Consider the following 21668-nt stretch of genomic DNA (forward strand, 5'->3'; position numbering starts at 1 on the left):
CATGCATCTAGTTTTGAAGGTTATACCAAAGAAATGGCTCATCACTTTAGCGCTACTTGTGATGGGTCTTTTTTCTTTTCTTTTACTTGGAGTGGTTAGTATTTTCATAGCAGCAATGGGGAGCGATAGTGGAACAGACACAGGTGATATTACGTATACAGGTGAAGGGCAAGTCATGAATGTTTCGCCTGAAGTTCTAAAATGGGAACCTACGATTCGGAAGCATGCGAAAGCCTTTGGTGTGGAACCATTTGTTGCTTTAATGCTTGCTCAAATGATGCAAGAAAGCGGAGGACGTGGTAGTGATCCGATGCAGAGTTCCGAAGGCGCATTTAATACAAAGTATTGTAAAAAGCCTAATTGTATTACAGATCCAGACTACAGTATTTGGGCTGGTGTACAAGAATTTAAACATGCGATAGAAAGAGCTGGTGTAACGAGTCCTGGTGACATGGATCATATAAAAACAGCCCTACAAGCCTACAATTTTGGTACTGGATTTTTTGATTTTGTTGCTTCAAATGGTGGTAAATATACAAAAGAAATAGCTATAAAATTTTCGCAAGAACAATACAAAAAAGTAGCTCACACTGGTATGTATCATTGCCTTAGGCCGGAAGCTGTACCGTTTCAAGCGTGTTATGGGGATATCTTGTACGTTGATGCGGTTTTGAAATATTATCAGCCTGGTTCTGTTGTATCTGGTGGTGGAAGCAATTCCGGAAGCGGAGGAAGTAGCGGTGTAAAAGTTGTAGATGTTGGTCGTCCATTGATAGGAAAAAGTACCTATGTTTTCGGTGGAGGACGAAAGCAAAGTGAGATTGATAGAAATATATTTGATTGCTCAAGTTTTGTGCATTGGGCATTTAAGCAAGTAGGAAGAGATCTAGGACCTGTAACAGATGTTAATACAGAATCACTAAATAAAATTGGTCAGAAGGTATCACCAAATGACATGAAAGCTGGTGATGTAATATTTTTTGATACTTATAAAAAAGATGGGCATGTCGGTTTGGTTATAGATAAGGATCACTTCATTGGTTGTCAAACGAATAAAGGGGTATCTATTGAAGATTTAAATAATCCGTATTGGAAAAAGGTCTTTTCTGGTCATGTAAGAAGGTTCTAAAAACCGAAAGAATAGGAGACTAAAAGAATGAAAGATAAACGGAAGTCCTTGTTTATTGTGTTTGTCATTTTAGTTGTAGGTGTAACAGCTTTTAATATCTATTTGAGAAAAAAATCAATGAGTGATGGCAAAGAAAAGCAGTTAAAACTTTCAAATGAATTACTAACAAAGCAAAATGAAGACTTAAAAAAACGACTGGATAAGGTGCTTCCTTCCGCACAAGAACAACAGAGAAGGGCGTATTTATCGACAGCCGAAACGTTTATTCAATTATCATTTCATCGAGAAAAAGAAGGCTACAGTGAGCGAAAAGAAAAAGCAAAATCCATTATGAGTGAAGAACTTTTACAACAATTTTATCCAACTGATAAATACGAAGTAGGAGATACGTATAAAACAAAACCAATAGAAATGAAGTTTTATTTACAAGAAAATGAACCGGATAAAGAGGAAGTAAATGTGTTAGCTGAATTTATAAATGTCACGACAGATTCAACGCAAAATCGAGAAGAAAAAGTAAACAATGTGTTACGAATCATCATGAAAAAAGAAAAGGAAACATGGCGAGTTACAAGTGTGGAAGAGTTAAATATGAAAGTTTTATAACGAAAAAGGTGGGGTGAGAGTGTGATAGGTGCAATTGGTAAGGAGAGTGAAAGAATCAATCTAAGAAAAAATAAGTCGTGGATCTACTTAACAATTATCAGCTTTCTATTTTTAGGTTTTTTCGCTTTCTTAACATCTAAAATTTACATGCCAAACGATGAAAAACTATTTCATACAGAGACAAATAAAGTAATTAAGTTGTCGGGTATGGGGAAATTGATTGTAGAGAAAAGGGGATACAATCCACACAAAAACTTTATACAAATTTACTTTCGATTAGAAGGATATGAGGAAACAGGATATACATTTAAAGCACAGCAAAAAACAAATCCAGGTGTTCAATTACCTGTCAAAGTATTGTATGAGGAGAACGGAAAATACGTAGTAGAAGTAAAAGATTTATCTCCGAATTGGGGAGCATTAGCTTTCGATATTTACAATAAAAATGGTGAGAAAGAACAAATGGATATTCGTAAATTCACTCAAGATGTTAACGAATACGAGGAAGAAAATACAGCAACAAAAAGTCCGAATAAATTAGTTCAGACGATTTTTACCGATCAAAGAAAAACAAAAGCGAATGACGAATTGATAGCTGAAGATAAAAAAACATATGAGCGAGATTTTATAGAAAGAGACAAAAAGGATATTGAAACAAAGATAAAAAATTATGGGAAAGCAATCAAACTGGAAGAAGAAAATGCGAAGACAGTTTATGAAAAAGTAAAAGAATTACAAGATGAAATGAAGTATCAAACGGAAGCAGAAAAAACGGAAACACAATCAAAAATAGCATCACTAGAATCAAAAATAAAATCATCAGAAAAGAACGTGGAATTGTTTAAAGGGGAACAAAAAATTGCACGAGATAAAATCAAAAAGTTAGAGCAAAAGGAACAAGAAATTAATAAAAAGTGAAAAAAGATATAGGGACACAATGGGGACATTGAGGTGAAATAAGGGGACATGAAAGGGACGTTAAGAAAAAATAACGGGACATGATGGAGACATTAATAAAAAAGATAGGGACGTAATGGGGACATTCAACTTCTTTCCTTGTTCCCATCGTTTTGCTAGGCTCCGCCTAGCTTCACACCTTAGGTGGGAACAAAAACCCCTTATGCTCTTCTCGCTATTTTTTGATCTCTACCCAGATTTGCAGAAGGGAGAGGGAAAAGTGGAAATTAGGATAAGAGAAGTAGATCCAATTGCCGTAAAGAAAATAGATGAAATGGCAAAGAGGAACGGATTATCTCGGCAAAAATTTTTGAAAGCTCAAATTGAAATGCTGGCATTTTTTCAGCAACAAAATAAAAGGGAAATGGAATTGGAAAATCTCATTGAAAAGAACATCCATATGATGAGTAATTGTTATAGCGTAATGGAAAAAATGAATGAGTTTATTCAAATAATGATGCAGGATGTTGAAAATGAGTAATGCGGTTCCTGTTCAGTCTTCCGTCACACCGGGTGTTGTTTTAAAAACGAAATTTGTGTTACCAAGTTCCGATGCGTTTCAGAACTATATTGATTATGTAGATCGGGAGGAAGCGAAAAGCGAAGTGAAGCTGAATCCGAAAATGTTCGAAACGTATCAAGACTATATGGGAAATTCAGAAAAGACATCAGCACTATTTACGGAACATGCAAATCGTTTAACAGAAAGTGAAAAAAAATCCTTAAAGGAAATGTTTAAAACCGCTCATGAGAATGAAAGTATCATGTGGCAAGATGTCATTTCTTTTCATAATCCCTGGTTAGAGAAACAAGGAATTTATGATGAGAAAACAAAAACATTGGATGAAAAAAAGTTAATGGATGTAACACGGCTTGCGATGAAGGAAATGCAAAAAAGAGAGGGGTTGGAAAAAAGCTCTATCTGGTCGGCAGCCATTCACTTTAATACGGATAATATCCATATTCATGTAGCAACTGTTGAACCATTTCCAACGAGAGAACGTGGTAAAAGAAAACCAAAAACATTAGATGCGATGAAGGGGAAAGTCGTAAACAATTTGTTAGATCGTAAGCAGGAACAAAAACAAATTAATGATCTGATTCGAAACAATATGGTGGGAAGGAAAAAAGAAGATTCCGTTTTTAATTGGCGTAATCAACATTTGAAACCATTGTTTTTACAAATCTATAAACAGTTACCAAGTGATAAAAGACAGTGGAAATATAGCTACAATACGATTCAACCATTAAAGCCGCAAATTGATGAATTGAGCAGTCGGTATATTCAATATCATCATAAAAAAGATTACGATCAGTTTCTCCAAAAGTTAGATAAAGAAGTGCAAGTTTTCAAAGAAGCATATGGGGAAGGAAAGTATGATAAGAAGCAATATGAAAATTACAAGACGAATAAAATCAGTGATCTGTATAAAAGGATGGGTAACGCTTTTTTACAAGAAATGAAAGCATATGATAAAGAACAAAAAAGAATCCATTACATGAAAAAATCAAAGTCATTTCGAAAATTTCAGCAGAATGTATCTATTCAGTATTCTATGAGAAAAGTGGAAGGCGCCTTTAAAAGTGAATATGAAAGTTGGAAAAATCAAAAGTATTATGAGCGTATGCAAAGGGAAAATGCATATGAAAATGAAAGGGGTTAGATCATGGAGAATAAAAAAATACGAATGAAGTTATCATTAAATGAAAATGTCCATCAATACATTCAAGACTACATGGATGAAAATAATATTACTCATCCTGGTGATGCTATATCGAAAATTTGTATGGAGCATCAAGCATCAAAAAATACAGAATGGTCATTGAATTATATTTCCGAAATTGTATCAAAAAATCTACACGATGTGCTGAAAAATGAGTTAACAAAGATACGTCTTGGTGCAAATAGTGCGGATAGAAATACGCAAATTTTAATTGAGTTATTAAATGGCTATTTCTTTTTAGAGGGTGTAGATAGTCTTATTACGACTGATAAACAAGAGATGGGAAGTGTGAAGTTAGCAAAAGAAGTTGTAGCGGAACGGATTAGTAACGCAAGACAAAAACGTTTAGATCATGAGGCATCAAAGAACAATGTAACGTAAGCTACATTGTTTCTTTTTATAAAAAATAGGAGGTTAGTAGGATGTTATTATTTCATGAAGATATGGCATTAGGAGTCATTAAAGAAATTGGAGAAGATGATATTGTGTTGCTTGTAAAAGAGGAAGAACTAACAATTAAAATTACAAGAGAACAAGTGAGAGAACTTGCAGTTCATGTCATGAATCAAGAGAATATGTTAGTTCCGATCAATGTAAAAACTCATGAGCTTTTCTTTGATACAGCTGAGAGATGGAATGAAGAAGAAATGAAGGAATTACAAAAAGCGAGTGAAAGTGTAGGAGAAGAATATGAGTAAAAGTTATAAGAAAAAGTATCAAAAGAAATCACCGGAAGAAAAAAGAGAAGAGGTTCAAGCTTTAACAAAAAAGATGGAAAAAAACGTAGAAGGCTATTTTCGTACACCAGAAGATATGAAAGAATATTTAACGTTTATGGCAAAGTTTTATAAATATTCACCACAAAATGTTTCGTTAATACAAGCACAATTTCCAGGAGCCCAAGCAGTGGGCTCTTTTTCTTTTTGGGAAAAAGCAGGCTTCCCTGTTGTAACAGGCGTAGGACATAAAGGAATCAAAATTCTTGTTCCAAACCGAACTGTAGCAAGATTTAAGGACAAAAAAGGGACATGGAAATCCGTTACAAAGGCAAACAAAGATGAGAAAAAACAAATTGAATCTAAAAGTGTAGAAGTGAAACCAGGTCGCTTATATTTTGCTGTCGGCCATGTGTTTGACGTGTCCCAAACAAACGCAAAAGCGGAAGATCTACCTCGTATTTTTCCGAATCGTTGGCTAGAAGGAAGTGTTACAGATTACAAGAGTTTGTATAAAGGAATGGAAGCCATTGCAGAAAAAAACGGTGTGAAAATTATTAAACCGAAGCAAGAACTTGGGGTCGCAAAGGGGGTTAGTTACACCTTAACGAAAGAGGTTGCTTTGAATCCACGGAACAGTGAATTACAAAATGTAAAAACACTTCTTCACGAATTGGCTCATGCCAAACTTCATACAGCAGAGACACATATGAATTACACAGCACCAGAAAAAGAGTTTCAAGCAGAAATGACAGCTTACGCCGTTTCTTCTTATTTTGGAATTGATACAAGCGAATATTCATTAGGATATTTAGCGAGCTGGACACAAGGAAAAGAAATGAAGGATAAAACGAGATTATTAAAAGAAGTACATGAAACTTCGATTGAATTTATTGAAACAATTGAAAACACACTAGAAAGGGACAAAGAACAAATAAATGAAAAAGAGGTGGAAAGTATGGCAAATAGAAATGAAAAGCAGGACGAAAAAAATATTTTGTTGGTTGAATTTATGAGTTTAAGTAACACAACACAAGAGCTTGTTTCCGTTACAGAGTTAAGGGAACAAGCGGATAGAAACAGAGCGTTTGAGCCCGTAGAAGGCGCAGAAAAATTGAGTGATAAAGAATTTATTGATGCATTTAACGAAGCGAATCAAGAAAAGTATGCAGCACTAAATCAAAATGAAATAAATCGTCCAACTATGTTAGTTCAGTGGAGCGAAAACGAAAATTTTAAAGGTAGTCAGTTGATTCCATTTGGAGAGGCCAATGAAAAAATGGCTGAAGTCATTAAAAATATTGAAAAAGCAAAAGAGGAAGCAAGAGAAAGGGATGAATACGTACCATATGATAAAACTCGTTATCATATTGCCATTCCAAAAGAAGTAGATAGAGATTTTGGGAGAATGGAGCTTGTGAGTATGGATCGTTTGGATATGGGAGATGGGGACTACAAGACACCATATGAACAAGTATTAAACGAGAAAAGGTATTTATCGGATGAAGTAAAACAAGCGTTACGAGATGAAGTGATGAATTATAGAAATAACAAAGAAATACCGATGGAAAAAGCACAGGAAAATCCATTAGAAAAACCGAAAGAGACACCCAATCACTTAGTTACAATTGAGGTATTAGCAAATGGTATACAAGATGAAGAACTGGCAAGAATCCACATGATGGATGCAGTTACGAAAGATATCAATTATTTGTCTGTATGGAATCAAGATAAAACAGATCGGGACGATTTATACGTTTCCCTAATGGAAAAGAACGGGAAACGAGAAAATGTCTATTTAGATAACATTTTGAAACTAGATCTATATGAAAAGGTTCAGAGTTCTATCTTTGATGGGAGAGGGAATTTGTCATTTGTTGTTTATGAAAAAGATGCAAATATGAGTCTAGATGAAATCGTAAAAGATGAACGATATGGACTCTTAGTTGATAAAGCGGAGGGACAAAAAGATTACTCATTTAATGAAAAAGAAGTGGAATTATATAAAGAAATGAAGGCAGATGGATATGCACCTATTGCTTCTCTAGATCAACAAATTCAGCCTTTAAAAGAAAAGGGACCAACTACATTAGATAAAGATTTAAGCCGAAAATTCGAAGCATACAGACGTTCACAATATGAAGAAACACCAGATAATATTGATAGTATTGTCACTCGTGTAAAAGCTGAAGAGCGATATTATACAACAAAGTATGTTTCGATTGATAATGAGTTGGTAAGTCAAGAACACGTTGTGAAATTAGAAAATCGGGTGGATGAGAAACTTGGGAAAGAAGGAATAACGGTGAATCAGTCTACAACTTCAAATGAAATGGATGTAGATAAAAGTTTTCAACCATTAAACGGAAAACTAACGAACAACAAGGAAAAAGAAAAGGAGCGAGAACCTATTGGTCCAGGTAATGTAGACCAGTCAAGGGTTACAAAGAAATCAAGTAGAAAAAGAGAAACAATGGAAATGGAACGATGAAAAATTGTATAGCAGGAACGCCAGATTAAATCATTTTTTGTTACTCAATTGAGAAAACAGAAAGTGATTTTTTTATATCTAGAAATGAAAGAGGGGAAAAGGAAAAGCCCTCTTTCTCATTTGTAAAACGAAAGGAGAGAATGTCATGAATGTATGGCTGTTTGCGAGCTGTATGTTCCTTGTAGCAGTCTTTTTGAACACATTGTTATTATTCGTTCACAGAATGATGAAAAAGCGAAGAAATAAGAAATGGAAGCGTAAAACTGAAATTGCAGATTAATAGGAGGGATTACGTATGGGAAAAACGTTATTTATTGCTGAAAAGCCAAAGGTAGCTGTTGAATTATTAAAATCACCTAGATTTAGAAACTCACAAAGGTATCCAGGGAGCAAGCCGTATTATGGCTACTATGAAAATGAAAAATACATTATTAGTTGGTGCCGTGGGCATTTATTAGAGCTAAAACATCCGGAAGAAATGGATGAACGATACAAAGAATTCAAATTTGATCACTTGCCAATTATTTTAGAGCCGGAATATAAAGCGAAATCGGATAGTCTTGAACAAATTCAAATATTAGTGAAGCTTCTAAATCGTCCGGATGTAGATCATGTGGTCAACTCCTGTGATGCGGATAGGGAAGGTGAGCTTATCTATCGTGAGATAGTTGAACATGCAGGTGTGGACAAACGAGAATCCCGTCTTTTTATCTCTTCCTATGAGGCCGCAGAATTAGAAGGAGCCTTAAACCGATTAAAACCAGGAACAGACTATGACGGGCTTGCGCAATCCGCTAAAGCAAGGCAATACCTGGACTATATCCTAGGAATTAATGTTACAAGGGGCTGTACATCCAAACTAGCAAGAAACCAATTCTTATTGGCTTCTGGTCGTGTTCAAATGTGTATCTTGAATGAAATCCGTCAGAGAGAAGTCGCTATCCAAAACTATAAAGAACAAACCTATTACAATTTAAAGCTACTAACAGAAAATGGTTTATCACCAGTAATGAAAACGGAAGATCAACTGATAGATCCATCGCCACTACAAAAGCTTGGGGATAGCTTGAAAGAAACGAATGTAATTGTAACGGCATTTAAAGAAAGCAATAGAAAAAAGAAACCAAAATTATTATATAACTTAACGGATATCTACAAAGATGCTCACGCCAAACTGAAGATAAATGCGGAAACAGCAAAAAAGCATATTCAGAGTTTGTATGAAGAAGGCTTTATCACATATCCTCGTTCTTCATCCAGGCACTTACCTACAGAACAAGTGGAACGAGTGAAAGAAGTAATGACAGCATTAGAAAAAAGCGCCTATGCAAATCTTGTACAACAAGTATCTCCATCTTCTATTACGAAAAAACATTCTACTTTTAATGATGAATTAGTCAGTAGTCACTTTGCCATCATCCCAACAACAAAATTATATGTCGGGACCAACCGAGAACCATTAGAAAAACAGTTATATGACTTAATTGTAAAACGATTTATCGGAAATTTTATGAAACCAGCAATCTACTTGGTAAGAGAAGTGCATTTTATAGATCAAGAGGGCAACACATACAGTACAAAAGAAAAGATCCTACAAGAGAAAGGGTTTCTAAGTGTGTTTCAAGAGGATATAGAAGAGGGATCAGTTGAAGCATTCCAGATACCTATTTTACAAGAAGGAGATTCTTTCAGAATCGTTCAGTATGACTTGATTGAGTCTCGAACGAAGAAACCAGCCTTTCATACGGAAAGTTCCATTTTAACCTTTATGGAGACGGCAGGGCGTAAATTAGATGATGAACATTTGAAAGAACTTATGAAAGGAAAACGGATTGGGACAGTCGCAACGGAAGAAACATTTATTCCGAAACTGTTAGATCGTAGCTATATTGATGTCACCAATAATCAAATTCGAACGACACCTATTGGTCGTGCTTTTATAGATGCTTTTCCGGTAGATGCAATTAAAAATCCAGCTTATACGGCTGAAATGGAAGGGATGATTTACATGATCGAAAAAAACGAAATGAATTATGAAGAATTTGTGGAAAAAACAAATACGTTTGTAAAAGATACAGTGGAACAATTAGGCGCAATGGATGATAAAGTGTCGGATAGCATTATTAATACTTGGAATCAACAAATTGAAGTGTGTAAATGCCCTTGTAGAAAAGGAAAAATCCTTCATAAAGGTAGTTTCTATGGGTGCAGTAATTATCCGGAATGTGAAATCTCCTTACCGAAAAAAATTAAAGAAAAAGCGATTCCGGAAGCGCAAGCGAAAAAGCTGTTCGAGGATAAGAAAACAGATTTTTTAAAAGGATTTAAGTCCAATGAGAAGGAGTTTTCAGCTTATTTAGTGTTACATGAAGGGAAAGTTAAATTCCAATTTCCAACGCAAGAGGAGCTGTCATTTGGCAAATGTCCAAAATGTAAAAAAGGGGATATGCTTCATCGTAAAACATTTTATGGATGCACGGAGCATAAAAACGGATGTGATTTTATGTTACCAGCCAAAATGAAAGGGAAAGCAATCCCTGGTAATCAAATGAAGAAGCTACTTCAGTATAAAACAACAGATTTTATCAACGGATTTCAAGGAGAAAAGGGAGAATTTACAGCAGCTATCTATATGGAAGCGGACGGAAGTTTGAAATTCCGTTTTCCAACAACTGAAGATCGTACCATTGGTAAGTGTCCATTATGTAAGAGTAGAGTTCTTGTAGGGAAAAGTAATTACTTATGTGAGAAATACAAAAAAGGCTGTGATTTCATTATTTTTGGTACATTCTCTGGTAAAAATTTAAGTAGTAACCATGTGAAAAAATTATTAGAAAAGAATGTAACGGATCAGATTAAAGGGTTTATCTCGAACAAAAACGGGAAAAAATTTGACGCTCGTTTATCATACAGCGTACAGGAGAAGCGATTAAAATTCTTATTCGGCAAATAAAAATTGTATGCATGTAAAAGAGGACTAGGAAACGGAATAGTCCTCTTTTTTATTTCATCTTATAGAGTAAAGGGGGGATTCCGTAATGGCATATGTCAGTGCGGAGGATGCGATGAAAGCAAGAAAAGTTGACTTGATTTCATATCTGGAAGCAAAAGGAGAAATGTTTAAGAAAGAAGGAAATTATTATCGTCATACGGAGCATGATAGTCTCATCATTAAAGGAAATCAGTACGCCTGGAATAGTCGAGGAGAAAAAGGATATGGAGCAATTAGCTTTGCCATGATGTACTATGACATGACATTTCCACAAGCTGTGATGGACATTCAGAATGGGGACTACAAAGAGTTTGATCGTTCAAAAGCTGAAGAGGATCGCAAAAAAGAGCAGCAGCCATTTAGTTATCCAAAACACCTGGAAGTAAATAAACAAACAGAGGTAAAAGAATATCTAATTCATGAACGGAAAATAGATCCTCGCTTGGTGAATTGGCTGATTAAAAAGGATCTCATCGCCCAGGATAAGAAAAATAATGTGGTTTTTAAATGGAGGGAAGAAGGAGGAAAAGGGCAAGTTATTGGCATGAACCGTCAAGGTACAGTCAAAATGGAGAATAAAAGAGGAAGCTTTAAGCAAATTGTCCCGAATTACGAAAGAATCAATGCTGGTTTTACAGTTGATGTGGGTAAACCGGATAAGATTTATTTTTATGAAGATCCAATCGACATGTTATCTCATTGGAGTATCAAGCAAAATAATATCCAAAACGCTCGCCTGGTTTCTATGCATGGATTGAAGTCCAAAACAGTGATTCAGTCTTTAATGGATGCGAAAAAAGAAGGGCACGATATTAAAGAGGTTATCATGGCAGTTGATAATGATAAGGCTGGGAAAGACTTCATTCAGACAATGAAATGCTTTGTCGATCTTAAAGAGGATATTCCAACGAATGAAAAAGATTGGAACGATGTCCGGAAGAAACAAGTGAATGAGCAACAGGCAAAAGAAACAGCCCAACCAAAGAAAATGAAACCAATTAAAGAGGTGGAGCGAAGTGTCTAATCTACCAGAAATGCCAAACATATTACAAATTTTGATGTATGGTTTTATCCTTTATGTTCTTTTTCGTATTTGTAAATTCATGTACCGGAAGATCCAGGAGCGAAGAATATTAAAGCGAATGGCTAAGTCTGGTATTCGTTATATAGACAAAATGGACGGACATCAATTCGAAGTATACCTAAAAGCTCTCTTTCGAGAGTTGGGTTATTCTCCAACAGTCACAAAACAGTCAAATGATTTCGGGGCGGATCTGGTATTGAAGGGGAAAAATCGTATTGTCATCCAGGCAAAACGCTACGGGATGAAAAATAGAGTCGGCATCAGTGCCGTACAAGAGATATATGCAGCACAAGCCTATTACAAAGCACACGAGGGCTGGGTTGTAACAAACAGTGTATATACAAGACAGGCGAAAGAATTAGCGGAGGCATGCCATGTAAAACTTATAGATCGTGTAGAACTTCAAAAATTAATAAATAAAATCAACCCGGAGCATTCGGCTGAAGATGTATATCAGGGGATAGAGCCTGCAGAACGGAAATGCCCAACATGTAAACATGATTTAGTCATCCGAAATTCGAATAAAACAGGAAATATGTTTTTTGGCTGTTCACAATATCCCACATGTACACATACAGAACCAATTCATACATGAGCTGTGATGAAAATCCGGCTCTTTTTCTTTTACTTAAATATATTTTAATTCTATTAAAAATGATCCTAAATCATATCCTACTTTTATTATTGCGATGGCTGAAATTATAGTAAATGGATATTTCACGAAAGGATTATTTAAGAGTTTTTTTATTTTCTTCATGCTGTAGCCCTCCACAGTATTAGTTACCTTATTTTTAATATTATCATGAATGCAGATATAATGATTAATAATTATACGATTTCTTTCTTTATTAGATATAAAGCATATCTAGTATTTGATATTTTTCTGGGTATTTTTGCCCATTTCTCGCAAAGGCCGATTGATAAAATATATACCAATTTTTTTGTCTGATTCTTCTTCAATTAAATGATCTGTCATTAACCTGGTTAAAACGTCATCTTCATTGATACTCTCAAAGAGTGTCTCTAAATTTATTACTGTTGGAGATTTCCCTAGGATACATGAAAAAAGTCAGTTTAACTAAAAATGACTCTTCAGATTTGATTGTATGAGACTTTTATACTCTCATCAATACAATGAGTTGTATTTGGTGTAAAAATGCATGTAAAGGGAGAAACGGACTTTACATGCGTTTTTAGGTTTTTTAGGGAAAATAAAAAGGGTAGCCATTATTTACGACTTAACCCTTTGTCTACGATCTGACGAATTGCTTCATTTCGGTTACTAATCTTGTTATCGTGCCAAAAATCCTCTATTCGCTTCTATCCATTTATTTATCACATATTGGAGTACGAAACGATTCGAGGTATGATGGGCCACTACGAAAGAGTTTTAAATTAATGCAATAAAAACCATAGAAATTAACCATTTCTACGGTTTTATGCTCACCTAAGAACAGCACACTACAGCATCATCAAATGCATCTTCTGGAACATACACCTTATTGCCCTCTACTTTATATGGAATGTTGTTTCTTTCAAACCTTTCTGTGTCAACAGTTTCTACAGTGTCGCCCCATTTCACATATTTTCCTTTGTATTCTTTTTGACAAGCAGACAATATGAATAAAATAGATAGACAAAAGATCAGTATTAAATTCTTTTTCAAAATCTCTATCTCCTTTTTAAGCAAATTTAAGTACGTAAAATAAAAGCTCTTCATTTGCAAGAAGCAAACAAAGAGCAAAGTCATGAGTGACCGTCGAGGAAAGAAATTGGCTGGTTTCTTTCCTCTATATTTTAACATATAAAAAATTGTAGAGAAAAGGGGGCGTGTAGGATGGAAGAAGGTCTTATTTCCTTTCAGCAAGGGTTTAAAGAGTTTCTTATTATGATTGTCTGTTTTTGGTTCATTATGTTTCTCATGTATGGTGAAAGCCTGTTACAATAGTAAAGAATAAATTGGGTACAAATTGATAATGAAATGGGGAAATATGCTGGATGAAAGCAACCGGAGTAACTAGAAAAGTGGATGAATTAGGGCGTATAGTGATTCCAAAGGAACTTAGAAATACGCTTGGGATTAAAGAAAAATCACCATTAGAGATTTTTGTAGAAGGGGAAGACATCATTTTACAGAAGTATCAGCCTGGTCATGTTTGTGCATTAACAGGAGAAGTGTCAAATCGTAACATGGCATTAGCAAATGGTAAGATCACATTAAGCCCAGAAGGTGCAGAACTATTAATAAAAGAAATAGAACAGTATCTTGTAAAATAAGTGCTCCTTTCAAGGGGCTTTTTTAGTAAAGATATTAAAATTTCACGTACCGTAATATTTAATAAAAAACAAGATACATAATCAATAGTCTACATTGAATCTTATGTTGAACTCATCTACTAAATGGAGTCCCTTCTCTTTTGTCCAGAATCCTGTAGGCGTTTTTTTAATTCCCACTCTTTAAAACGATTTGGATATAATTCATTCAACATATGATAAGGACGACTACCCCAAAATTATAGCGCATTTAACATAGCAAATGGACTTGATTTCCAAAACTTTATACAAGGAGTTTGGAGTCGATGTTTTGACAACCATTTTTGTGAATATACATCTATTAACTCTTCACGAGACAAGTAAACGGACCTTTATTTAATACTTAAATTATCATTCCGATTTTTACCACAAATTCTTTTTAATTGTATAGCAGGTGAGAATTTTCTGTACTTATTTCGTTTTAGCTTCCATACTTTATGTATGTAGTGCATTCTTATCAATTTTCCCCATTACTTTAACTCGTAGGGGCATTAACTTTAGAACTCTGCTAATGGATAAGCAAGTTAATAATTATACTTGAAAATGGAGTGATACGATGAATAAGACGTATGATGTCATCATTACCGGTGCTAGATGTGCCGGCTCTACCCTGGCAATTTATCTTGCTAAGGCAGGTTTCCATGTGTTGTTAGTGGACCGAGCGAATTTTCCAAGGGACACATTATCAACCCATACCTTTTTCAATAATACTGTCGCTCTTCTTCGAGAAACCGGTGTTTTGGACAAGTTATTGGAAACAAAAGTACCGCCGGTACGGGATATTAAATTTCAATTTGAGGATACCGTGATAGAAGGTCTCATCCCTGAGGTTTACGGAGAGGAAAGTTGTTATTGTATTAGAAGAACTTATCTCGATCATATTCTACTTGAACAAGCCAAATCCCAAATGAATGTAACTGTTTTAGAAGGATTTCGTGTGACGGATGTCATCCGTGATGACGAAACAGTGATAGGCGTGAAAGGTTTAGACGGCGACAACGAGAAACAAGAATTTTTAGCTCGCCTGGTAGTCGGGGCAGACGGCCGATCCTCTATTATTCGCAAGCTGGTAAAAAGTGAACTCAAAATAAGTATTCCGGCAACAGTCGGCATCTATTTCGGGTATTTCTCTGGATTTCGCCACGATAATGTCCCTAAATTTGAAGTATACAAGATAAAAGATAACACAGCCATTCTCTTTCCAACGAATGATGATTTATATGTAATTGTCGGCATTTTCCCATTAGAAAATAAGGAATTGATAGAACGGTTGAAATTAAATCCGGAAAGCTGTCTACGCAATTTCTTTACAGATAACTTTCCGAATACAACAATTGGGGCGCGCTTGAAAAATGCAGAACTAGTAGAACCGGTCAAAGGCATTCTCGGATATGATAATTACTGGTATAAAGGAATGGGAAAAGGATGGGCGTTGGTTGGAGATGCAGTTTGTTTTAAAGATCCTGGCATGGCGCAGGGTATCCATGATGCTATATGTGGAGCACGTATATTATCCAATATTCTATCAAAATATAAGGGACAATCCGATCAATCAAATCAAATGTCTGAAGAATATCAAAAGGCAATAGAAGATGAGTTTATGGTTCGGTTTCACATGGGATGCCAAATTTCGAAGAATGAACGCATATCTGAACAACAGGATGCTGTCAACAAGCTAATCAGTTCCCATCCAGAGGCTATAGAGAAGTTTTTAGGGATTTACAATTATGCAAACGAGCCCGCTGCTTTAGAAAAAGAACTCGCACGAATTATGCAATCGATCTAGCAATGATTTTAGAGATTAAGTGATTTAAGGGGTAGCACGCACATTTTAACTTTTTTATACGCTAAGGGATTCTCAAAACTCAATAACACGATTTGAATTGAGTTTTTGATTTAAGGATGAGTTTTGAGACACTATTTAGGCTCTTTTCAGCACCTTTTACATTGGAACGCACTTGTCTCAAATACATACGTTTTTGAGATCAGATGATTCTCTTAGAGTAGTAAAATCAACGTTTTTTCATGTTGAATTTTGCTTAGCGTATATTTTCGTTAAAATGTTGGTGATACGCCAATAAGAACAACTGTATATTGTAGGGTGGGCGGTTACGACTGTCCTTTTCTCATTTAATGAGGAAAGGAGGTGTAGCCAATGGATCTATTTCTTCAAATAGTATTAGAGGTAATTAAGACGATCGTACGAGAACTTATAGTTTTCGTGGTTAAGAAAATTACTTCTAAAAATAAAAAGAAGAAGACCACCCGTCAGCCTCGCAAGCGTGGGAAGTCTTCTAAATCTAAAAAGTAGTATTTAGTCGCAACCACTCACCTTGCGGTAGCAGTTACTTGAAGAGATGTTAGCGCATCTCTTCTTTTATTATATACATACTGTATTACTGTAATACTAATACAGTAATTATATCAAATGCACATAAAAAATCAATGCGTACGTAATGGATATAATGGACAAAAGAAAAGACACCCTAAGGTGCCTTCCTCTACTCAATCTACATAAGACTTTTCTTACAGCACAAATATATCTGGGTTCCACCCAATTTATATTTTACTACATCTCTTTATAAAGTTTAATTAATTTAATGTAAATTTTATAAAGAAAAGACACCCAAATAAGAGTGTCTTTTCCCATAGTTTTTAGCAGAAACAGCTGCATCCGATAATGATTAATAGAATAAATAATACAACTAATAACGCAAATCCTCCAGCAAAACCGCAGCCTTCACCGCAAGTACCACCATATCCCATAACAATAGTTCCTCCTTTAGATCAGAGGGTAAAACTAGGGTTCATTCCATGCGTTTAATGGGTTTACTTTACCTTATGTTTTTAAGGATGAATTGAGCAGGTCCTTTTGTAAATAAAGAAAAGACACCCTAAGGTGCCTTCCTCCGACTTGAACCATCTTAATTTTAATAATATGTATTGGACGCCAATCCAAATATTACTTTACCACGTTAAGTAATGTTAGTCATTGAGAAATTTGGTATACCTCTTTATTTAAACGTAAAAAGTCCTAGAGGGGCTAGGACTTCTTAACAGAATGAAAATGATTCAAAAAAAGGACTTTTATAACGTAACATATGAATGTTTCATAAATGTATCGTAGAAGTGAACAAAATCTATATTTTATCGACGTTTGTTTCTTATGTAAGAAGCAATATGATCATAATCTCCATAGATGAATTTTTCATTAATCCCCATAAAATCAAGCTCTTCAAGAATTTTTTCTTTATTGTTAATGATAATGATTTTATCTGACCAGATCCTTTGTCGAGGTAACATAGGAGTTTTAATAATTCCAGCTATATAGTTTAAATAGGTTTGATATATAAATAAACCTTGTTGGTTACGCCCGCGATCAAAACTTAAGATCGGTGCATATTTGAACATTGGCATTATTTTGTCGAACCAATAAATATGCTCAGTGTCATCTAATACGTTTTTTAAGAAAGATTAAAGAATAGCTAGATATAAAAACACTTCATCACAAACATCTTCTATTTGATTGTATATCTGTTGTAGTTTTTCGTTATGTTCATTAATTTTATGAACATAAGAATAGAAAACAATATTGTTAAATGTGCCTTCAGGTACTGAAACTTTAGGGATTTGTTATTCGCTTGCTATATTTTTAAAATAGGCATGATATTCTTCGGTTAATTCCTTTAAATATTGGTAGAATTTCTGTGGATCCATTTTCTTAAAATCTAAGAAAAGATTATACATATCAATAAATATATTACGTTTGTTATATGCGAGTAATTCTAATATGTTATCATCTTCAAATTTGCTTAGCGTGTTTTTTTTCCGAAATGCTGGCGGTACCCCTTATATTAAAGCAACAGGAAAATTTAAATCCTTCACCATTTTTTCAACTGTTGTTTGTAAAGAAGTCATAACAGGCTTTTTAATTTTAGACATACTTCTAACCTACAAAAAATAAATTTCGCTCTACCGCACTATACTTTCGGTAATAGAAAATGAAAACCTTTTTAAATTTGGAAAGTTAATAACTTTGTAAGAATTAGCGTAAGAAATTTTATTAATTAGGATTATTAAATTTATCATTTTTCATGTTATGATGAAATTAACCAATATCGAAGGACAATTGAGTGGCTATCCTTTCTCTGATATTTTTAGAGGGAGAGGAGGGATACACATGGAGATAAATGACTTGTTTGATTACTCATTGAGTTTGTTGCATGATCCAATGCAGGAAGGCTTAAGAGTATATTTCATTGGACTTGCATATAAATTATTAGATAAAAATGACAATGATTCAAATAAAAGAACCGTCCCAAATGCCGGCCAGCAAAAAGACGATTCTCAAGGAAAATAATATATAGCAACCAATTATCCTAAGATATTTGTTACCAGAAGAGGTGTTAGCGCATCTCTTCTTTTTTATTATGAACAAACTTATTCTTCGGTATTACCAAAGTCATACGTTAATTCGTCAATGTGATACTTTAAGTATAACAAAATCGATAAAAAATACAAATTTTGTTGTAAAAAAAATGCGTCATAAAATTGAGCACTTTTTAGTCACGAGAATTCACTATATTTTATTACGAAAAAATGGCATAAAATATGCGGTATAAAATTTCTTAAACAGTTTACTGAAAAGCTTTTAAAAGTACTTTCATTATGACATGTGAAATTTTATTCTAAAACAAAAAATGAGAAGTTAGAAATGTTTTTCGCACGTGGACCGCGTCCTTGTAACTTGATAGCTAGCAAGAACAATAATGGGCACCAAAATATAACTAAGACCGTAATAGCAAGGGTTAATTATAAATTTATTTTCTATAAAAATGTAATTAGGTTTAATTTTGATAATAAGGATTATAAAATTAATTCTTTTTTATGTTATGATGAAATCAACTGATAACGTTAGGCGATCGGATTGTTATCCTTTCTCGATTATTTAAAGAGGGGAAGGGGGTGTTTGCATGGAGATCGCTATATTGATTGCTTTAGAAGTTTTAAAAACTATTGCTAAAGAAGTAGTAATTTTCGTATTTAAGAAACTTACTTCTAAAAATAAAAAAAAGAAAACTTCCCGTCAGCCTGCGAAGCGTGGGAAGTCTTCTAAACGAAAATAATATTTAGCAACCGATCGATTTACGATATCAGTTACCAAGGGAGATGCGCCAACATCTCTCTTTTTATTATGGACAAACAAATATTACTGTAGTACTAAAAAGATTATAACAAAAATCTTAAAAAATTAATATGCTTATGCTTTTTATAATATGTTCTTCATATTTTTTTATTAAAAACACGCTTTCAAAACTGGTTAGAAAGTGATGAGTATACTGGTCCTAATATGACTGATTTTGGTCTTTTCTCATAAGAAGATGAAGAATTAAAAAGAACGTTTTAGAAGATGATGATTTCTCAAATAAATATGGTTATTTAGGAGATGTATAAGATAACCAGTGGCGTGCTTAGAAAAACGACAACTAGTCGCAGGAATCGAAGACTTACATACTTCATAATTTAAGTATCAAGAATTATTTGTGTTAAAAATTAACAATTAATCATTTAAATATTTATTAAAAAAATCACACATATTATTGATGAGTGCAAAAAGGAGGGTGTACATTGAAAGAATTAGAGCATGGAGTAAAAATTGATGATGATGGAAATTATATAGTACCTGAAAATACAATGAATGAGATTTTAGATTATGTTGATAAACTGCGTGATATGATTGTTGATATACATGGAAAGGCTCAAAAAGAAAATCCATCATTTTGGCCTAAAATAGAACTGCCACACATTAGTATTGAAAAACATTATTGTTGTGCAATTGGCACCGAAATACCTTATAAATTAGGAGAACCATACGTTGCTAAAAGAGGTTTCAGAGAAATATTTAAGTTTCGTGCAGAAGATAAATGTCGACAATGGCACGCTGAAGAATACCCACGTGATCCTTATGAGTTACTTGATAAAAACTGTGATGATGTACTCACAAGATTATAATATTTATTAAAGTGAGTAGATAATTAATTTATTTACTCCTTTTTATTTTTAAAATAAAAAAAGAGCCGAAGCTCTTAAAAAATAAATTCCTCTTCTAATAACGTTCGATTGATTGCTGCTAACGTTTCAATCGCTTGTGGATCACCGTTCTCCGCTTTTTCTAAGATGATATGTAACTTGTCCTCCACACTGATTTCTTCTTTCGTTTGTAGTGCTACCCCTTGGTTCATCATTTATATTTCCTCCCTTAGTTGTTAGTAAATATTAGGTGTCGGTTTTTTGTTCCTTATCCAAAAACCAGCATTCTCCAAAAATTACGAAAGAGGCTGCGAAATCGCAACCTCTAACTTTTTATTAAGGGGTAGCACGCACATTTTAACTTTTTTATACGCTAAGGGATTCTCAAAACTCAATAACACGATTTGAATTGAGTTTTTGATTTAAGGATGAGTTTTGAGACACTATTTAGGCTCTTTTCAGCACCTTTTACATTGGAACGCACTTGTCAAATACATACGTTTTTGAGATCAGATGATTCTCTTAGAGTAGTAAAATCAACGTTTTTTCATGTTGAATTTTGCTTAGCGTATATTTTCGTTAAAATGTTGGTGATACGCCTATCAAAAATCACAAATAAAAAAAGATAAGATCGGCGAACACGATCTTATCTTCAGCACAAGGAGTAAACAAAAGGATAACCATCATATTTTTATTATAATTTATTTTTTGTTAATTTTGAATATTAGAACCATACTTAACAAGTATATCTATATTGAGAAATTTATTACAAAATTAGTTATAAATGATTCAAAACTCCAATGTAAACTTTTAGCCAAAAGTTTACTTTCATTTCCCCTCAAACATTGACTTCCGTCTTATTTCATTGATATTATAAAAACAGACAAAAAAGTATACATTCAAATCATTGAAAATAAAGGGATTGAAAAACAGATGGATAAAAAGCAACATTTAATTGATGTACAACCAATTCGAAGCAAAGAACAGCTCGAAGACATGAAATGGTCTCTTAAACGTCATTGTTCAGATCGTGATTACATTTTATTTCTAATTGGTATTAATACGGGGTTACGCGTAAGTGATTTACTTAAAATGGAAACGAGTGGAATTTTAAAACTAAAGCGAAAAAAACGGAAAGAATTTAAAGTGAAAGAAGGAAAGACAAACAAGGAGCGTATCATAAATATTACATCCATTTTTGAGGAAGTACTTCCATATGCTGAAAATCTAAAAAGTACCTGGCTATTTCCTTCTAGAAAAGGGGATAAACCCATTAGTAAAATTCAAGCCTATCGACAATTACAAAAAGCCGGAGATTTTGCCGGGGTAGAATCTTTAGGTACTCATACCATGCGTAAAACATTTGGATATTGGTTTTACAAGCAAACAAAAGATATTGCTATGTTACAAGAAATATTGAATCATAGTACACCACAAATTACACTAAGATACATTGGAATTAATAAAGAAGAAAAAGATAATGTACTTGATACATTCCGAATCTAATTTAAGTTTGATTCTTTTTTATTTGTTGAAAATTGGTTACTAAAACGATTAGAGGAATAAGAAACAAGAGGGCTCTCTTATACCTAGAATAGTTTTCGTACCCCTAATATTCTAATATAT

Annotated in this window: 23 protein-coding genes and 2 pseudogenes; 19 read left to right on the forward strand and 6 right to left on the reverse strand. The window is 34.0% G+C overall.

The genetic code is table 11. The features are described 5' to 3' along the window. The first annotated feature begins 1 nt into the window (after window position 1). The 12 genes from ACTFRY_RS24680 (at window position 2) to ACTFRY_RS24735 (ending at window position 12294) form a co-directional block, all read left to right on the forward strand. A complete protein-coding gene (locus tag ACTFRY_RS24680) occupies window positions 2–1129 on the forward strand; it encodes a bifunctional lytic transglycosylase/C40 family peptidase (protein WP_012263719.1) in 1128 nt (375 codons plus the stop codon). Window positions 1130–1156: 27 nt separating this feature from the next. Further along, window positions 1157–1735, forward strand: coding sequence for a MerR family transcriptional regulator (locus tag ACTFRY_RS24685; protein ID WP_098617318.1), 579 nt, complete (start codon window positions 1157–1159; stop codon window positions 1733–1735). Between the two features lie 21 nt (window positions 1736–1756). After that, window positions 1757–2653 carry a hypothetical protein gene (locus ACTFRY_RS24690; RefSeq protein WP_025966429.1) on the forward strand — a complete coding sequence of 299 codons (897 nt, stop codon included), beginning with the start codon at window positions 1757–1759 and terminating at the stop codon, window positions 2651–2653. A 259-nt stretch (window positions 2654–2912) separates the two neighbouring features. Beyond that, the gene (locus tag ACTFRY_RS24695; RefSeq protein ID WP_025966430.1) at window positions 2913–3173 is read left to right on the forward strand and encodes a hypothetical protein; all 261 of its coding nucleotides are present in this window, start codon (window positions 2913–2915) and stop codon (window positions 3171–3173) included. After that, window positions 3166–4356: a MobP2 family relaxase gene (gene mobP2 / locus ACTFRY_RS24700; protein ID WP_098617317.1), complete on the forward strand. Its 1191-nt coding sequence runs from the start codon at window positions 3166–3168 to the stop codon at window positions 4354–4356. The genes ACTFRY_RS24695 and mobP2 overlap by 8 nt, the downstream gene beginning before the upstream one ends. A 3-nt stretch (window positions 4357–4359) precedes the next feature. Further along, window positions 4360–4797 (forward strand): hypothetical protein, encoded by a 438-nt coding sequence (locus tag ACTFRY_RS24705; protein WP_098617316.1) that lies wholly within the window; start codon window positions 4360–4362, stop codon window positions 4795–4797. A gap of 41 nt (window positions 4798–4838) precedes the next feature. Beyond that, window positions 4839–5114: a hypothetical protein gene (locus tag ACTFRY_RS24710; RefSeq protein WP_088911276.1), complete on the forward strand. Its 276-nt coding sequence runs from the start codon at window positions 4839–4841 to the stop codon at window positions 5112–5114. Next, on the forward strand, window positions 5107–7623 hold the full coding sequence (locus tag ACTFRY_RS24715; protein WP_098617315.1) for an LPD25 domain-containing protein: 2517 nt from the start codon (window positions 5107–5109) through the stop codon (window positions 7621–7623). Before ACTFRY_RS24710 ends, ACTFRY_RS24715 begins: the two co-directional genes overlap by 8 nt. A 145-nt stretch (window positions 7624–7768) precedes the next feature. Further along, window positions 7769–7903, forward strand: a complete 135-nt coding sequence (locus ACTFRY_RS24720; RefSeq protein ID WP_255255171.1) for a hypothetical protein — start codon at window positions 7769–7771, stop codon at window positions 7901–7903. Between the two features lie 15 nt (window positions 7904–7918). Next, window positions 7919–10576 (forward strand): type IA DNA topoisomerase, encoded by a 2658-nt coding sequence (locus ACTFRY_RS24725; RefSeq protein WP_098617314.1) that lies wholly within the window; start codon window positions 7919–7921, stop codon window positions 10574–10576. A gap of 85 nt (window positions 10577–10661) precedes the next feature. Beyond that, window positions 10662–11639 (forward strand): DUF3991 and TOPRIM domain-containing protein, encoded by a 978-nt coding sequence (locus ACTFRY_RS24730; protein ID WP_098617313.1) that lies wholly within the window; start codon window positions 10662–10664, stop codon window positions 11637–11639. After that, complete coding sequence (locus tag ACTFRY_RS24735; protein WP_088911273.1) at window positions 11632–12294, forward strand: restriction endonuclease; 663 nt, start codon at window positions 11632–11634, stop codon at window positions 12292–12294. The genes ACTFRY_RS24730 and ACTFRY_RS24735 overlap by 8 nt, the downstream gene beginning before the upstream one ends. Before the next feature lie 33 nt (window positions 12295–12327). Here ACTFRY_RS24735 and ACTFRY_RS24740 read toward each other — a convergent pair whose 3' ends face one another. Then, window positions 12328–12456 (reverse strand): hypothetical protein, encoded by a 129-nt coding sequence (locus ACTFRY_RS24740; RefSeq protein ID WP_000721373.1) that lies wholly within the window; start codon window positions 12454–12456, stop codon window positions 12328–12330. A gap of 690 nt (window positions 12457–13146) precedes the next feature. Next, window positions 13147–13365, reverse strand: a complete 219-nt coding sequence (locus tag ACTFRY_RS24745) for a hypothetical protein (RefSeq protein WP_000739869.1) — start codon at window positions 13363–13365, stop codon at window positions 13147–13149. A gap of 332 nt (window positions 13366–13697) precedes the next feature. Here ACTFRY_RS24745 and ACTFRY_RS24750 point away from each other — a divergent pair, with 332 nt between their 5' ends. Beyond that, entirely contained in the window at window positions 13698–13976 is a 279-nt protein-coding gene (locus ACTFRY_RS24750; RefSeq protein ID WP_000648347.1) for an AbrB/MazE/SpoVT family DNA-binding domain-containing protein, read from the forward strand. A 126-nt stretch (window positions 13977–14102) separates the two neighbouring features. Here the strand turns inward: ACTFRY_RS24750 and ACTFRY_RS24755 are convergent. Next, window positions 14103–14332 (reverse strand): annotated as a pseudogene (locus tag ACTFRY_RS24755) (hypothetical protein); the annotation flags it as partial. Window positions 14333–14568: 236 nt separating this feature from the next. On the opposite strand from ACTFRY_RS24755, the gene ACTFRY_RS24760 reads away from it, so the two are divergent. Further along, a complete protein-coding gene (locus ACTFRY_RS24760; RefSeq protein WP_086389219.1) occupies window positions 14569–15798 on the forward strand; it encodes an NAD(P)/FAD-dependent oxidoreductase in 1230 nt (409 codons plus the stop codon). 869 nt (window positions 15799–16667) lie between these two features. Here the strand turns inward: ACTFRY_RS24760 and ACTFRY_RS24765 are convergent. Beyond that, complete coding sequence (locus ACTFRY_RS24765) at window positions 16668–16778, reverse strand: YjcZ family sporulation protein (RefSeq protein ID WP_002109682.1); 111 nt, start codon at window positions 16776–16778, stop codon at window positions 16668–16670. Window positions 16779–17159: 381 nt separating this feature from the next. Then, a complete protein-coding gene (locus ACTFRY_RS24770) occupies window positions 17160–17429 on the reverse strand; it encodes a hypothetical protein (RefSeq protein ID WP_241675154.1) in 270 nt (89 codons plus the stop codon). Between the two features lie 763 nt (window positions 17430–18192). On the opposite strand from ACTFRY_RS24770, the gene ACTFRY_RS24775 reads away from it, so the two are divergent. From ACTFRY_RS24775 to ACTFRY_RS24790, 4 genes and pseudogenes are all read left to right on the forward strand, one after another. Further along, window positions 18193–18372, forward strand: coding sequence for a hypothetical protein (locus ACTFRY_RS24775; RefSeq protein ID WP_098284747.1), 180 nt, complete (start codon window positions 18193–18195; stop codon window positions 18370–18372). A gap of 613 nt (window positions 18373–18985) precedes the next feature. Continuing rightward, window positions 18986–19138 carry a hypothetical protein gene (locus ACTFRY_RS24780; protein WP_098617360.1) on the forward strand — a complete coding sequence of 51 codons (153 nt, stop codon included), beginning with the start codon at window positions 18986–18988 and terminating at the stop codon, window positions 19136–19138. Between the two features lie 182 nt (window positions 19139–19320). Then, window positions 19321–19463, forward strand: a pseudogene (locus ACTFRY_RS24785) (thymidylate synthase); the annotation flags it as partial. Between the two features lie 177 nt (window positions 19464–19640). Beyond that, complete coding sequence (locus ACTFRY_RS24790) at window positions 19641–20024, forward strand: hypothetical protein (RefSeq protein ID WP_098617359.1); 384 nt, start codon at window positions 19641–19643, stop codon at window positions 20022–20024. 74 nt (window positions 20025–20098) lie between these two features. Here the strand turns inward: ACTFRY_RS24790 and ACTFRY_RS24795 are convergent, their stop codons facing one another. Continuing rightward, entirely contained in the window at window positions 20099–20257 is a 159-nt protein-coding gene (locus tag ACTFRY_RS24795; RefSeq protein ID WP_170964328.1) for a hypothetical protein, read from the reverse strand. 718 nt (window positions 20258–20975) lie between these two features. On the opposite strand from ACTFRY_RS24795, the gene ACTFRY_RS24800 reads away from it, so the two are divergent. Beyond that, entirely contained in the window at window positions 20976–21548 is a 573-nt protein-coding gene (locus tag ACTFRY_RS24800; RefSeq protein ID WP_098617352.1) for a tyrosine-type recombinase/integrase, read from the forward strand. Window positions 21549–21668: the final 120 nt, after the last annotated feature.

This window comes from Bacillus cereus group sp. MYBK195-1 (assembly GCF_051916605.1).
GTDB classification, from domain to species: Bacteria; Bacillota; Bacilli; order Bacillales; family Bacillaceae_G; genus Bacillus_A; species Bacillus_A cereus.